Source organism: Olsenella sp. KH3B4 (assembly GCA_900111695.1).
Taxonomy (GTDB): domain Bacteria; phylum Actinomycetota; class Coriobacteriia; order Coriobacteriales; family Atopobiaceae; genus Tractidigestivibacter.
In genome coordinates, this window is record FOHD01000006.1 from 39,150 (window position 1) to 53,534 (window position 14,385).

Annotated in this window: 13 protein-coding genes and 5 tRNA genes; all 18 read right to left on the reverse strand. The window is 63.0% G+C overall.

Annotation, left to right across the window (positions count from 1 at the left end; translation table 11 throughout):
* Position 1 precedes the first annotated feature (1 nt).
* Positions 2-3,523: a DNA-directed RNA polymerase subunit beta gene (rpoB, locus tag BMX94_RS06915; protein WP_091005083.1), complete on the reverse strand. Its 3,522-nt coding sequence runs from the start codon at positions 3,521-3,523 to the stop codon at positions 2-4.
* Between the two features lie 599 nt (positions 3,524-4,122).
* A complete protein-coding gene (gene rplL / locus BMX94_RS06920; protein ID WP_091005085.1) occupies positions 4,123-4,503 on the reverse strand; it encodes a 50S ribosomal protein L7/L12 in 381 nt (126 codons plus the stop codon).
* Between the two features lie 75 nt (positions 4,504-4,578).
* The gene (rplJ, locus tag BMX94_RS06925; RefSeq protein ID WP_091005087.1) at positions 4,579-5,097 is read right to left on the reverse strand and encodes a 50S ribosomal protein L10; all 519 of its coding nucleotides are present in this window, start codon (positions 5,095-5,097) and stop codon (positions 4,579-4,581) included.
* A gap of 328 nt (positions 5,098-5,425) precedes the next feature.
* A complete protein-coding gene (gene rplA, locus BMX94_RS06930) occupies positions 5,426-6,133 on the reverse strand; it encodes a 50S ribosomal protein L1 (protein ID WP_091005089.1) in 708 nt (235 codons plus the stop codon).
* Between the two features lie 110 nt (positions 6,134-6,243).
* Positions 6,244-6,675, reverse strand: coding sequence for a 50S ribosomal protein L11 (rplK, locus tag BMX94_RS06935; RefSeq protein ID WP_032110552.1), 432 nt, complete (start codon positions 6,673-6,675; stop codon positions 6,244-6,246).
* A 90-nt stretch (positions 6,676-6,765) separates the two neighbouring features.
* The gene (nusG, locus tag BMX94_RS06940) at positions 6,766-7,317 is read right to left on the reverse strand and encodes a transcription termination/antitermination protein NusG (protein ID WP_091005090.1); all 552 of its coding nucleotides are present in this window, start codon (positions 7,315-7,317) and stop codon (positions 6,766-6,768) included.
* 3 nt (positions 7,318-7,320) lie between these two features.
* Positions 7,321-7,719 carry a preprotein translocase subunit SecE gene (secE, locus tag BMX94_RS06945; protein ID WP_091005092.1) on the reverse strand — a complete coding sequence of 133 codons (399 nt, stop codon included), beginning with the start codon at positions 7,717-7,719 and terminating at the stop codon, positions 7,321-7,323.
* A 73-nt stretch (positions 7,720-7,792) separates the two neighbouring features.
* Positions 7,793-7,868: transfer RNA gene (locus BMX94_RS06950), tRNA-Trp, on the reverse strand.
* A gap of 17 nt (positions 7,869-7,885) precedes the next feature.
* Positions 7,886-8,035, reverse strand: a complete 150-nt coding sequence (gene rpmG, locus BMX94_RS06955; protein WP_032110555.1) for a 50S ribosomal protein L33 — start codon at positions 8,033-8,035, stop codon at positions 7,886-7,888.
* Positions 8,036-8,298: 263 nt separating this feature from the next.
* On the reverse strand, positions 8,299-9,504 hold the full coding sequence (tuf, locus tag BMX94_RS06960; protein WP_091005094.1) for an elongation factor Tu: 1,206 nt from the start codon (positions 9,502-9,504) through the stop codon (positions 8,299-8,301).
* 97 nt (positions 9,505-9,601) lie between these two features.
* Positions 9,602-9,678: transfer RNA gene (locus tag BMX94_RS06965), tRNA-Met, on the reverse strand.
* Between the two features lie 22 nt (positions 9,679-9,700).
* Positions 9,701-9,776: transfer RNA gene (locus BMX94_RS06970), tRNA-Thr, on the reverse strand.
* Between the two features lies 1 nt (position 9,777).
* A tRNA-Tyr gene (locus BMX94_RS06975) sits at positions 9,778-9,861 on the reverse strand.
* A gap of 270 nt (positions 9,862-10,131) precedes the next feature.
* Positions 10,132-10,206 (reverse strand) — tRNA-Thr (locus BMX94_RS06980).
* Between the two features lie 72 nt (positions 10,207-10,278).
* Positions 10,279-10,866, reverse strand: coding sequence for an NYN domain-containing protein (locus BMX94_RS06985; protein WP_091005096.1), 588 nt, complete (start codon positions 10,864-10,866; stop codon positions 10,279-10,281).
* Complete coding sequence (gene rlmB / locus BMX94_RS06990; RefSeq protein ID WP_091005098.1) at positions 10,859-11,836, reverse strand: 23S rRNA (guanosine(2251)-2'-O)-methyltransferase RlmB; 978 nt, start codon at positions 11,834-11,836, stop codon at positions 10,859-10,861. Before rlmB ends, BMX94_RS06985 begins: the two co-directional genes overlap by 8 nt.
* A gap of 9 nt (positions 11,837-11,845) precedes the next feature.
* Complete coding sequence (cysS, locus tag BMX94_RS06995) at positions 11,846-13,306, reverse strand: cysteine--tRNA ligase (RefSeq protein WP_091005101.1); 1,461 nt, start codon at positions 13,304-13,306, stop codon at positions 11,846-11,848.
* 77 nt (positions 13,307-13,383) lie between these two features.
* Complete coding sequence (locus BMX94_RS07000; protein WP_091005104.1) at positions 13,384-14,328, reverse strand: cysteine peptidase family C39 domain-containing protein; 945 nt, start codon at positions 14,326-14,328, stop codon at positions 13,384-13,386.
* Positions 14,329-14,385 lie beyond the last annotated feature (57 nt).

Here is a 14,385-nt window from a genome sequence, read left to right on the forward strand (position 1 = left end):
GCTACTCCTTATCGCTGTTGGCGTCGCCGACGAGGTCGTCGGACTCGCCGAGGTCGCGGGCAAGGCCCTTGACGAGGTCATCGGTGGTGTTGATGTTGGCGAAGACGTCCACGGGGTTCTCCTTGGCCGCGGCCTTCTTCTCCTCCTCGGGCTTGGGCTCGGCCTTCTTCTTGTAGGAGATGGGCTCGATGTCGAGCGCGAGGGAACGCATCTCCTTGACGAGGACCTTGAAGGACTCGGGGATGCCCGCGGGAGGCACGTTCTCGCCCTTGACGATGGCCTCGTACGTCTTGACACGGCCGTTGGTATCGTCGGACTTGACGGTGAGGATCTCCTGCAGGACGTTGGCCGCGCCGTAGGCGTAGAGGGCCCAAACCTCCATCTCGCCGAAGCGCTGGCCGCCGAACTGGGCCTTGCCGCCCAGAGGCTGCTGCGTGACGAGGCTGTAGGGGCCGGTCGAACGCGCGTGGATCTTGTCGTCGACCATGTGGCCAAGCTTCAGGATGTAGGAGGTGCCAACCGTGATGGGGCTCTTGAACGCCTCGCCCGTGCGGCCGTCATAGAGCGTGGTCTTGCCACGGTCGTTGAGCTGCGGCACGAAGTCGGCGTTCATGTGCTTGCCGTACTCCAGCATGGCCTTGTTCATGAGGTTCACGTTGGTGCGGCGAATGATCTCGGCGACCTCCTTGTCGGTCGCGCCGTCAAAGACGGGCGTGGCCACGGGGATGGGGCCGGGGACGTAGGTCTTGGAGTCTGCCGTGGAGTCATCCCAGCCGTGCGTGGCACCCCAGCCGAGGTGGCACTCGAGCAGCTGGCCCACGTTCATACGAGAAGGAACGCCCAGCGGGTCGAGAAGGACGTCCACAGGCGTGCCGTCGGCCATGTAGGGCATGTCCTCGACGGGCAGAACCTTGCAGACAACGCCCTTGTTGCCGTGACGACCGGAGATCTTGTCGCCCTGCTGAATCTTGCGGCGCTGAGCGACGAAGACGCGGACGAGCTCGTTCACGCCGGGCTGGAGGTCGTCTCCGGCCTCGCGGCTGAAGCGCACGACGTCGACGACGCGGCCGTAGGCACCGTGAGGCATCTTGAGCGAGGTGTCGCGCACGTCATGGGCCTTTGCACCAAAGATGGCGCGAAGCAGGCGCTCCTCGGCCGTGAGGGCTGTCTCGCCCTTGGGCGTGACCTTGCCCACCAGGATGTCACCGGGGCCAACCTCGGCGCCGATGCGAATGATGCCGTCATCGTCGAGGTTCGCGAGCATTTCCTCGGACTGGTTGGGGATCTCGCGGGTGATCTCCTCGGGGCCAAGCTTGGTGTCGCGAGCATCGATCTCGTGACGGGAGATGTTGATCGAGGTGAGCAGGTCCTCCTGGACCACGCGGTCGGAGACGATGATGCCGTCCTCGTAGTTGTAGCCCTCCCACGGCATGTACGCCACGGTGAGGTTCACGCCGAGCGCAAGCTCGGAGTGGTCGATCGAGGTGCCGTCGGCCAGGGGCTGACCGGCCTCAACGTGATCGCCCACGTGCACGATGGGGCGGTGGTTGATGCAGGTGCTCTGGTTGGAGCGCTGGTACTTGGGCAGCTGGTAGTCCTCGGCGCCGTACTCGTCAGAGTAGACAACCACGTGTGCGGCATCGACCTTGTCGACCACGCCGGCGTGCGCCGCGCGGATGACCTCGCCGGAGTCGAGGGCGGCGCGAGCCTCCATGCCCGTGCCCACGTACGGGGCGTGCGGACGAATTAGGGGCACGGCCTGGCGCTGCATGTTGGCGCCCATGAGGGTACGCTTTGCATCGTCGTGCTCGAGGAACGGGATGAGGTTCGCGGCGACGGAGAGCATCTGGCGGGGCGAGACGTCCATGTAGTCGACGTTAGAGACCTCCACCTGCGCAGGCGCGCCAAAGGAACCGTCGAAGTCGCGCGTACGGGCGATGACGCGATCAGGGTTGGTGATGTTGCCCTTGGAATCGACAACCACAAAGCGACGCGTCTTGGGGTCAACGGGAGTGTTGGCCGGCGCGATGTTGTGGTTCTCCTCCTCGTCGGCCGTCATCCACACGATCTCGTCGGTGACCTTGCCGTCGACGACCTTACGATACGGCGCCTCGATGAAGCCGTAGTCGTTCACGTGGGCATAGAGCGCCAGCGAGCCAATGAGGCCGATGTTGGGGCCCTCGGGGGTCTCGATGGGGCACATGCGGGAGTAGTGCGAGTTGTGAACGTCGCGGACGGCCGTGGGCACGTTTGTGCGGCGGCTGGAGCCAGACTTGTGGCCAGCAAGGCCGCCAGGGCCCAGGGCAGAGAGACGACGCTTGTGCGTGAGGCCCGCCAGCGGGTTGGCCTGGTCCATGAACTGAGACAGCTGAGAAGAGCCGTAGAACTCCTTGATGGCCGCCACAATCGGGCGGATGTTGATCAGCGACTGCGGCGTGATGTCATCGGCGTCCTGGGAGGCCATGCGCTCGCGCACAACGCGCTCCATGCGGCTCATGCCGATGCGGAACTGGTTCTGGACAAGCTCGCCAACGGTGCGGACGCGACGGTTGCCAAAGTGGTCGATATCGTCGGTGTGCTTGGTCTCGTCGCCGGCGTGAAGGGCAAGGAGGTAGCGGAGCGCCGCCACGATGTCCTCGCTCGTGATCACGCGCTCATTGGAGTCGACGTCGAGGCCGAGCTTCTTGTTGACCTTGTAGCGGCCAACGCGCGCCAGGTCGTAGCGCTGTGGGTTGAAGTAGAGGCCGTCGAGCAGCGAACGGGCGGAGTCCACAGTGGGGGGCTCGCCGGGGCGCTGGCGACGGTAGATCTCGAGAAGGGCGTCCTCGCGGGTGGTCGCGACGTCGCGCTCGATGGTGGAGCGAACCACATCGGAGTCGCCAAGGAGCGAGAGAAGCTCGTCGTCCGTCTCGGCAATGCCCAGGGCGCGCAGGAACGACGTTGCGCTCTGGCGACGCTTGCGGTCGATGGAGACCACAAGGTGGCCGCGCTTGTCGACCTCGAACTCGAGCCATGCGCCACGCGCGGGGATAAACTGCACGCGGTGGATGAGAACACCAGAGTCCATCTCGGCGGCGAAGTAGACGCCGGGCGAGCGGACCAGCTGGGAGACGACGACGCGCTCGGAGCCGTTGATGATGAAGGTGCCGCGATCGGTCATGAGCGGGAAATCGCCCATGAAGACGAGCTGCTCCTTGATCTCGCCGGTCTCCTTGTTGATGAAGCGCACATCCACGAAGAGAGGCGCCTGGTAGGACAGGTCCTTAGCGCGGCACTCGGCCAGGCTGTGGGACGGATCACCGAACTGGTGCTCGCCGAAGGTCACCTGCATGGTCCCGGCGGAGTTCTCGATAGGCGAGAACTCCGCGAAGGACTCGGCGATGCCGTCGGTCATGAAGTGCTTGAACGAGTCCTTCTGTACGGAGATGAGGTTGGGCAGCTCCATCGCAGGCGGGATTTTGCTAAAGCTCTTGCGCGTACGGGTGACTTGCGGTTTAGTAAGAGAAGTCTTTGCGGTAGACACCAGGCTTTTCCTCCTTCAAAAGGGTGGAAGGCGGCAATTGTCGCAAACTAGTAATCTAGCCAAGCACACGTCTTCCGTCAATGAAAAGTCTTGACTTGCTCAGCATTTTCTATTAGATTCTCCAAGTTTTCACGCGTTTCCCGCAAAATCCACGGGATACGTGTGAAGACTTTGTGTGCTTGGTCCGTAGACCTTCTCGACCAGCGCCCATAGGGGTGATTGCGAGGCCAGGGCAACGCCGCTTGTTACCGGGCCGGCAGGGCTGCCAAACAGCAACAGGTCAAACGCATCGAAACGTAATCGAGCCGGTAACAGCGGGTTTGCTGTGGCGGTTGCTTGTTACCGCCCCGACAAGCGGCAGCGGAGTTTCCGCAGTTGAGAGTTGCCCGGTCTCCCCTGCCGGTAAGACCAACTCGGGCTGGGCGCCCTTTGTTACCGGGCCGTTAGGACCGCCGACCAACAACTGGGCAAATGCATCGATACTCAAATGAGCCGGCAACAACGGGTTTGACAGCAAGTAGGCTCGCGCATACGAAAAAAGGGTCGAGCCCTGTGGCCCGACCCTTGAAACTCAAGCAGAGCGTCCGAGAAACCCGAAGTTACTTCAGGGTGACGGTGGCGCCGGCCTCCTCGAGCTGCTTCTTGGCGTCCTCGGCGTCCTCCTTCTTGGCACCCTCGAGCAGGACGGTGGGGGCAGCCTCCACCTTGTCCTTGGCCTCCTTCAGGCCAAGGCTGGTGAGGGCGCGGACGACCTTGATGACGGCGATCTTGTTGGAACCGAAGGAGGTCAGCTCAACGTCGAAGTTGGTCTTCTCCTCCTCCTCGGCGGCAGCAGCGCCGGCTGCGGGAGCAGCGGCAACGGCAACGGGAGCAGCGGCGGACACGCCGAAGACGTCCTCCAGCTCGTGAACGAGCTCAGAAAGCTCGAGGGCGGGCATCTCCTTGAGGGCCTCGATGATCTCTTCCTTGGTAGCAGCCATGCTAATTCTCCTTTGAATTGGGGCACCTTATGTGCCCTCAGGTTTGTCTGGTAGTGCTGGTAGTGCGGCAGGACGCTACGCGGCCTGCTTGTCGGCGACCGCCTGGAGCGCGGTGACGAGGCCCCTGGCGGGACCAGCGCACACCTGCGCAATGCCGGAGAGCGGGCTGCCAATGACGTACACGAGCTTGGCGAGCAGCTCGTCGCGGGACGGGAGCTCGGCGTACGCGAGAGCCTCCTCGGCCGTGATGGCCTTACCGTCGGCAATGCCACCCAGGATCTGCATCTTCTTGAGCTTGTCGGCCTCCTGCTTCAGGACCTTAGCGGCCTCGACAGGGTCATTCTCGTAGAAGACGTAGGCGCAGGTGCCCTTGAGCATGTCGTCGATGTTGGGCATCTCGGCCTCGTTGAGGGCAATGCGCACGATGTTGTTCTTGTAGACCTTCATGTGTGCGTTGGCCTCGCGCAGGGCGCGACGGAGCTCCTGGGCCTCCTTCACGGTGAGGCCGCGGTAGTCGACGACAAAGACGCCCTTGGAAGCCTCGATGGAACCCTTGACCTTCTCGAGCATGTCGATGTTGGACTGTGCTGGCATGTGAACACCTCCTTCTCATGCGTTTCCGGGCACGATCCGCCGACGCGGCGGGCCCCTCGCATGAGAGGGCCCCGCTTGGCGCAGCCAAACGGGGCCTCATAGGTTCATAGCTGAGACCACCTCGGCAGGCGGGTTTCCCCTTTGAGCCCGTAGGCACCGGCTGTCTTTGGCAGCGGGACGTGCAACGTGTGCAATGCAGGTTCAAACCTGCAATGATTATTCTCGCACGGTTCACGCTCGTACGTCAAGGCGACCTAGCGAGACACGGCATCGACACAAAAAGCCCCGCTCCTGCGAGCGGGGCCTACATACCAGGATGCGACTGGAGCTAGTCCTCCATGAAGTCGCGGGTCTTGGTGGTGTCGACCTTGATGCCAGGGCCCATGGTGGTGGAGACCACAATGGACTTGACGTACTTGCCCTTGGCGCTCGAGGGCTTGACGCGCAGCAGCTCGGTGAGAAGCGCACCGTAGTTCTCAACAAGAGCCTTGACGTCGAAGGAAGCCTTGCCCATGGGGACGTGGCAGATGCCGTAGCGGTCGGCACGATACTCGACGCGGCCAGCCTTGAGCTCCTTGACCATCTTCTCAACGTCCATGGTCACGGTGCCCAGCTTGGGGTTAGGCATGAGGCCACGGGGACCGAGGATGCGGCCGAGACGACCAACCTTGCCCATGAGGTTGGGCGTGGCGATAACGGCGTCAAAGTTGATGTTGCCCTTCTGAACCTCCTCGATGAGGTCATCGGAGCCAACGATGTCAGCGCCGGCAGCCTGGGCCTCAGCGGCCTTGGCACCCTCGGCGAAGACGGCAACGCGAACGGTCTTGCCGGTGCCGTTGGGCAGCGAGATGGAGCCACGGATGTTCTGGTCGGCCTTGCGGGTGTCGACGCCAAGGCGAATGGCAACCTCGACGGTCTCGTCGAACTTGGCGGAGGAGAGCTCCTTGGCGAGGGTCATGGCCTCCTTGGGCGAGTAGACCTTGCCAGTCTCGAGCTTGGCAGCAGCCGCGTTGTAATTCTTTCCGTGCTTAGGCATGTGATACCTCCTGTGGTCAACGGGCTTGCGCCCTCCCACATAGTTGGCGGATTTGTCCGCCTCATTCAGAGAGGCGCCCCACGTGGGGGCGCGTGGTGCCATAGGTAGTGCTAGTCCTCGGCGATGGTGACGCCCATGGAGCGGGCGGTGCCGGCAACGATCTTCTTGGCAGCCTCGATGTCATTGGCGTTGAGGTCCGGCATCTTGATCTGAGCAATCTTGGTGAGCTGCTCCTGGGTGAGCTGTCCAACCTTGTCGCGCTGGGGCACGCCAGAGCCGCTCTTGAGGCCGAGCTCCTTCTTGATGAGGTGAGCCGCAGGCGGGGTCTTGGTCACGAAGTCGAAGGTGCGATCCTCATAGACAGTGATCTCGACAGGGATGATGTCGCCGGCCTGATCCTTGGTGGCAGCGTTGAAGGCCTGGCAGAACTGCATGATGTTGACCTGAGCAGCGCCAAGTGCAGGGCCAACGGGAGGCGCGGGGTTAGCGGCGCCGGCCGGTATCTGGAGCTTAATGAAGTGAGTAACCTTCTTCTTGGGCATGATGTTCCTCCTGGAGAGCGTGCTTGGTATCTATCTTCACGCAGGCGCCCGAGAAGCCATCCTCACCGATACGGGACCTGCCAGAAGTTCCTAGCTGATAACAGAGATCTGATCTAGTGTGAGCTCGACGGGGGTCTCGCGGCCAAAGATCATGAGCATGACCTTGACCTTGCCGGCCTCGGCATTGACCTCGGAGACCTGGCCGTCGAAGTCTGCAAGCGGGCCCGAAAGGACGCGCACGGACATGCCACGCTCGATGTTGGTCGAGGTGCGCTTGGGCGCAGGGGCGGCCGCGTTGGTGCGGACGCCACCACGACGCATAATCTTGTCGAACTCGTCACGACGAAGCGGCGTAGGCTTGCCGTCAAGGCCAACAAAGCCCGTGACACCGGGCGTGTTACGCACGACGGCCCAGGTGTTGTCGTCGACCTCCATGCGAACGAGGACGTAGCCCGGGAAGACTTTGGCCTCCTTGGTCTCGCGCTTACCGCCGTCCTTGACCTCGGTGACTTCCTCGGTTGGGATCTGGATGTCCACGACCTTATCGCCAATGCCATAGGTCTCGATGCGGTGCTCGAGATCAGTCTTGACCTTGTTCTCGTACCCGGAGTACGTGTGGATAACATACCAGCGCTTAGCCATGGCCTATGCCCCCAAACTCGTGTAGCCAACGAGCGCAGCCACGATGCCGGTGTCAACGAGCCAGAGAGCGACGCCGAAGACCACGAGGGAGATGATGACGGCAACCGAATAGTTGCGGAGCTCGTCCTTCGAGGGCCATACGACACGCTTCATCTCGGTACGCACGGCAGCAAAGTAGTTGCTAATGCGCTTGGCGAGACCCGGCTTCTTGTTGCTCGCCTTGGCGGGCTTGTTCTGCTTCTCGGGTGCCTTCGCAGCGGCAACAGCCGTCTGCTTGGAAGCGCCCTCAGCCTTCTGGGGCTTAGAGGAAGCAGCGGAGGCGGCCTGAGCGGCCTCGCGCTCGGCGCGCTTCTGGGCACGCGCCTTGCGGACGCTCCTCTTGTTCCTGTCCTTGTTCGGCATCCTCGCGACTCCTAAAAGACTGGCCGTTACATAGAAACCGGCTAACCCCGAAGGGAAAGCCGGTGGGAAATTCTGGCACGCCAGGAAGGACTCGAACCCTCAACACTCGGTTTTGGAGACCGATGCTCTACCAATTGAACTACTGGCGTGTGTGGACCCACCTAGTTTAGCGGGTCTCGCGGTGAAGCGTGTGCTTACGGCACCACGGACAATACTTCTTCATCTCAAGTCGATCAGGCGTGTTCGCCTTGTTCTTGGTCGTGGTGTAGTTGCGGCGCTTGCACTCGGTGCATGCAAGTGTAACAAGTGTACGCATGAATCCTCCTGAGACACCATGTCACTTCGAGGCCATCCTCGAAGATGGCGCGGTGGAGAACGTTACCATTACCAAACACTTCCTGTCAAGTTATCGGGCTTTCTAGAGGTTTGCTCACATAACATCCACGCGAGAACCCCATGCCCTTCTAGCAGGAAGCAGCGAGAGACACGCAAACCAACCACGTACGAGATTCGCGTCTCTCAAGAGAAGGGCCCGACACCCTTGCGGATGCCGGGCCTAGAGGTCACTTCTAAGAGAAGCTACTCGACAATCGTGGAGACACGGCCATCGCCGACGGTGTGGCCACCCTCGCGGATAGCGAAGCGCAGGCCCTCCTCCATAGCGATGGGGTGAATGAGCTCGCAGGCGATGGTGACGTGGTCACCCGGCATGGCCATCTCGACCTTGTTGCCGTCCTTGTCGGTGAGCTCGGTGATGTCGCCAGTCACGTCAGTAGTGCGGAAGTAGAACTGGGGACGATAGCCGGAGAAGAACGGGGTGTGACGGCCACCCTCCTCCTTGGTGAGGACGTAGATCTCACCGGTGAACTTGGTGTGCGGGGTAACCGAACCGGGCTTGCAGAGAACCTGGCCACGCTCGATGTCCTCGCGCTTGATGCCGCGGAGCAGGATGCCCACGTTGTCGCCAGCCTCGCAGAAGTCCAGCGTCTTACGGAACATCTCGATGCCGGTAGCAACGGAGGTCTGAGTGGGCTTGATGCCGACGATCTCGACGGGCTCGTTGAGCTTGAGCTCACCGCGCTCGACACGGCCGGTAGCAACGGTGCCGCGGCCGGAGATGGTCATGACGTCCTCGACGGCCATCAGGAACGGCTTCTCGTTGTCGCGAGCAGGCGTGGGGATGTAAGAGTCAACGGTGTGCATGAGCTCGATGATGGAGTCGACCCACTTCTGCTCGCCGTTGAGGGCGCCGAGGGCGGAGCCACGGATGATCGGGGTGTTGTCGCCGTTGTAGCCGTACTCGGAGAGCAGGTCGCGGGTCTCCATCTCGACCAGGTCGATGAGCTCCTCGTCGTCGACCATGTCGCACTTGTTCAGGAAGACGATGATGTACTTAACGCCGACCTGACGGGCGAGCAGGATGTGCTCGCGGGTCTGAGCCATGGGGCCGTCGGTTGCGGCGATAACGAGGATGGCGCCATCCATCTGAGCAGCGCCGGAGATCATGTTCTTGACGTAGTCGGCGTGGCCCGGGCAGTCAACGTGAGCGTAGTGGCGCTCCCAGGTCTCGTACTCGACGTGAGCGACGGAGATGGTAATGCCGCGCTGGCGCTCCTCGGGAGCCTTGTCGATGTTCTCGAAGGCGGTGTACTGAGCCTTGCAGCCCTCGGTCTCGGAGAGAACCTTGGTGATGGCCGCGGTCAGCGTGGTCTTGCCGTGGTCGACGTGACCAATGGTACCGATGTTTACGTGCGGCTTAGAACGATCGAACTTCTCCTTGGCCATTGCCAATCCTCCTTTTGGAACGAACCTCTCCGGCCATTCCATGGTACAGAAATACGCCTATTTATGCTCAGCGGCGCCGAAGCGCCGCAGAAAAGCCTGGTACCGGTGACTGGATTCGAACCAGTGACATCGCGGGTATGAGCCGCGTGCTCTAACCAGCTGAGCTACACCGGCATGGAGCCGTGCACTTGAAAAATGGAGCCCGCGACCGGATTCGAACCGGTGACCTCTTCGTTACCAACGAAGTGCTCTACCGACTGAGCTACACGGGCATGGTGGGGATGCTTGGACTCGAACCAAGGAACCCAGAGGGAGCGGATTTACAGTCCGCCGCAGTTGCCGCTGTGCCACATCCCCATTCCGTTTTCAAGCACCGCACGGGGCGAACCCCCTGCAGCGGAGTGAATAATACGACGAGGAAAAAATCCTGTCAACGCATTCCACGGTACCGGGCGTATCTACCCCACGATTCCCGCACAATTCTAAGAAATGCGCAGGTAGAACTTATGGGGCGCATCTTGCCCTTTGGCTGATCTGGCTGCATTGGAAGCATTTCTCGCCCATGCGCGCCCGAAGCTTACAAAAAGAAAATCGGCCGGAGGCAGCTGTCTCCGGCCGGAAGGTTTCTGGAGCCGGTAGAGGGAGTCGAACCCACAACCCACGGTTTACAAAACCGTTGCTCTGCCATTGAGCCATACCGGCGGTGAGGACATGATAGCGTGTTTGGCCAAATCTGGCACGCGCGGCGCCAGATTGGGTGCAGCCGCTCGCGACCTACCGGCGCCCGCGCAGCCTATCCAGCTTGGCGCGCGTCTCGGCGTCGAGCCTGTCCTCCAGGCTCAGGTGCGTGTGAGAGCCCCGCTCGCGTGCCTCCTCCACCCCAGCGTTCACCATGCTCATGTTCTGGGCGAGAAGGGCGCTTGAGACGGTGGTCACGGGAATCCCGCCAACGGTGTAGCGAATCGTGTTGTCCGAGGTTACAAGCAGCACGTCCCTTTCGGCATGGCGGGCCTCGGTGACCAGGCGCTCGATGACTGTGTCCGCAGACTCCCCCGTGCGGGAGAAGACCACGCGCACGCCAGCCGTGCTCCAGTTTGGCCGCTCGCTCGAGAGGTTGCCCGCCGCGTCGAACACCACAACGGGCTCGTAGCTACCCTGCGCATACGCGGCAACGTCGGCAACGAGCGCCTCGCGTGCCCGGTCGAAGGGGTCGTGCCCATAGGGATCGCGCGAGAGGTGCGCCACGTCTGCAAGGGCTCCGGCACCGGCGTGCTCGTCGATAAGCGCAGCGTAGCGAGGCGTCCCGTGGACCACGTTGTAGCCGTCAACCACAAGAAGAGCCAAGCGGGTGCACCTAGCCATCCGCCCGCGCCCCCTCGCTCACGCGACGCAACCACTCGTAGCACATAACCGTAGTGGCTTGGGCAACGTTGAGCGACTCGACACGACCGCGCTGCGGGAGCCTGGCTCCAAAGTCGCAATGGTCAAGCACCAGGCGAGAAATGCCCTCCCCCTCGGAGCCCATGACCAGCGCCAGCCTGCCGTAGACGGGCGCATGCCACACGTCCTGCTCGGCATGCTCGGTGGCAGCGCAAGCCCAGAATCCGGCCTCCTTGAGCTGGTCAATCGCGCGCGCAAGGTTGGGGACCTGGGCAATGGGGAGGTGCAGCACCGCTCCGGCGGAGGTCTTGTAGGCACCCGGCCCAACGGTGGCGGCGCGCGCGTTGGCCACGACAACGCCGGCGGCGCCCACAACCTCCGCGGAGCGCACAATCGCACCAAAGTTGCCCTCGTCGGTCACGTGGTCAAGCACAACGACCAGGGCGTCCCCCTCCCCTGCCGCGGCTATGACATCTTCAATGGTCGCGTACGAGAAGGGCTTGGTACGCACAACGATGCCCTGGTGGGCACCGTGACTCGAGAGGCGGTCAAGGCGGGAGCGGGGCACGGTCTCGCACTCCACGCCAGCATCCGAGAGCCGGCGCACCAGCGTGTCGAGTGTCTTGTCGGTACCCTCGGGCGACCCGGCTCCGTCCTGCACATAGGCGGTACGGATGGGGATGCCGGCATCAAGCGCCTCGGCGACAGCACGGCGGCCCTCGATGAGGTCAGAGCCAAGCGCCGCGGGGCGCTGCGAATCCTGGCGCCCCGCCACACGCTGTGGGCGCGGACCGGGCCGCTGGGAGCCACGCTGGCCACGATTTCCCTGGCTCTGACGGCTGCCGTTGCCACCCGAGCGCTGGTCACGCCCGTGGCACTGGCCGCCGCGGCCCGCCTGCGAGGGACCCTGGCCCTTGCGGGCCGAGCTGCGACGAGCGTCGCCTCGTGTCATTCTCATCACCTACGCCCTGCGCAGGCGCGAGCCCGCGGCGGTGTCCTCGAGAACCAGGCCGAGCCCGGTGATGGCATCGCGGATGCCATCGGCCGTGCCCCAGTCCTTCGCCTTGCGGGCCGCCTGGCGCGCAGCGATGAGCGCGTCTGCGGCCTCGGTGGCAGAGCTGCCCTGGTAGCCGGCGTACTTCTCGGCAAGGCCCACCAGCTCGGCGGGGAGCTCGTCCTCCTCGGCGGCAAGCGTGACACCCATGACGCCCGCAAGCTCGGCAAGGGACTCGGCGGCGGACTTGGCCGCCTCGCCGCCGGCAGCGGTGCCGGCATCGGCGAGATAGGTGTTGGCCGAGGTCACAAGCGAGAAGATCGCGGCAAGGCCTCCGGCAGTGTTGAAATCGTCATCCATCTGGCGCGTGAACTCCTCGCGCGCCTCGCGGACAGTAGCAAGCAGCGTGGCGTCAAGCTCCTCACTTCCCGAGCCGTTCTTGGCAGCCCAGAGCAGGTTCTTCTCGCATGTGCGCAGGCGCTCGAGAGTGCCCACGGCCCCCTCCAAGCGATCGAAGGAGAAGTCGAGAGGCGCGCGGTAGTGGGTCTGCAGCATAAGCAGGCGCACGGCGTCGGCGGGGTACTTGTCGAGGACCTCCTTGAGCGTGTAGAAGTTGCCCAGGCTCTTAGACATCTTCTCGCCGTCCACGCGGAGCATGCCGGTGTGCATCCAGAGGTTGGCAAGCGGCTCGTGCCAGGCGCACATGGCCTGGGCGGTCTCGTTCTCGTGGTGGGGGAAGACGAGGTCCGCGCCGCCACCGTGGATGTCGATGGGGGTGCCCAGATAGTGGTGGATCATGGCGCAGCACTCGGTGTGCCAGCCGGGACGCCCGTCGCCCCAGGGGCTCGGCCAGCTGGGCTCGCCAGGCTTGGCTGCCTTCCAGAGGGCAAAGTCAAAGGGGTCGCGCTTCTGGTCGTTAACCTCCACGCGCTCGCCCGCGCGCATCTGGTCGAGGTCGCGGCCGGAAAGGATGCCGTAGTTGTGATCCGAGCGCACCGAGAAGTACACGTCGCCGTTGTCTGCCACGTAGGCGTTACCCTGCTCGATGAGGGACTCGATCATCTCCTGCATGGCCTGGATCTCGTGCGTGGCACGCGGGCGGATGTCGGGGTCGAGAATCCCAAAGCGGTGCATCTGCTCGATGAAGGCGTTCGAGAACTCCTCCGCCACGTCGGCCGCAGTGCGGCCCTGCTCGTTGGCGCGGTTAATGATCTTGTCGTCAACATCGGTGAGGTTCTGGGCAAAGGTGACCTCGTAGCCCTTGTACATGAGGTAGCGGCGGATCACGTCGAACGAGAGAAACGTGCGCGCGTTGCCAATGTGAATCTGGTCGTAGACCGTAGGGCCACAGACATACATGCGAATCTTGCCCGGCTCGATGGGCTCGAGCTCCTGCTTCCGGTGCGTCTGGGTATTGTAGATCTGCATGGTTTGCTCCTTGAGATGTGTGCGCAAGTACTGGCATTGTAGCAGCACCCCGAGAAGCATCTGGGGAGGGTGGCGACCTAACCGGCCAGCCCCAGCACGCTAGCGTCGTGTGTCGCGCGCGGGCTCTGTCCAGCGTCCATTGACGCCTTGACGGTGCCCACGCACCGCCCCACCAGCGCCTCGGTGCCATCGAGAACTTCAAAGGAGGCGCTCGCAGTCCCGGTGTACTCCCCCGTCCCGGTGACGACGACAAGCGCGCTTCCCACCACGTCATTGCCCACGCAGCTCACGGTGTAGTCTTTGCCCTCGGCAAGAGCTGCCCCACCGAGCGTGACCGTCACCTGTGGCGCTACCGCTTCTCCCGTGTACACGGCATCCTCAACCGTGACCGTGGCATTCTGAAGCGAGGCGGGCCCTGGCGACGCGACCGGGCTCGACACGTACCAGTAGGCGTTCGCGTTGGAGACGCGCACGCTCACGCACTCGTCAAGCGTCGAGGTGGCACCCGTAAGCGAGTCGTGGGCAATGAAGGCGCCGGTTTGCTCGTCGTAGCCCAGAAGCGTCACGGCATGCGGGTTACCCGTGCTCGCGTACAGCACGATGCCTGCGGGGTTCTCGTCAAGCAGGGCGAGAAGCTCGGCGGTTTTCTTCTCCACGGTCGACCCCGTGATATAGCCGTGCTCGACGGTGTAGGTGGCATCCTGCGTGCTGACCGAGAAGGCGAAGGGCAGACCGCCAGAAGACGGAATCGATGAGGTGGTAATCGAGCTCCAGCCCTGGTCGCCATTAAGCAACGCCGCCCTGCGAAGCATGTTGGTGGCTGCGTAGATGGTGCAGCGACCGGTGCTGCCGGGCTCGTTTACAAAGACGTCGTCGGCCAGGGTCTCGTCAAGCGTGGCGGCATGCGCCGAGCCAGCGCCCAGGGAGAGCGAGAGGAACGGTCCCAAAAGCAGGGCGATGCATGCGAGAAGCACGCGAGGGACGCCGGTACTGACAGGACGTCTGCCTGCAGCAAGGAACATATGCGATTCCTTCCCGGCCGCGCGGGTTGGGGCAATATCGTTCTGTCGAAGTGCCTA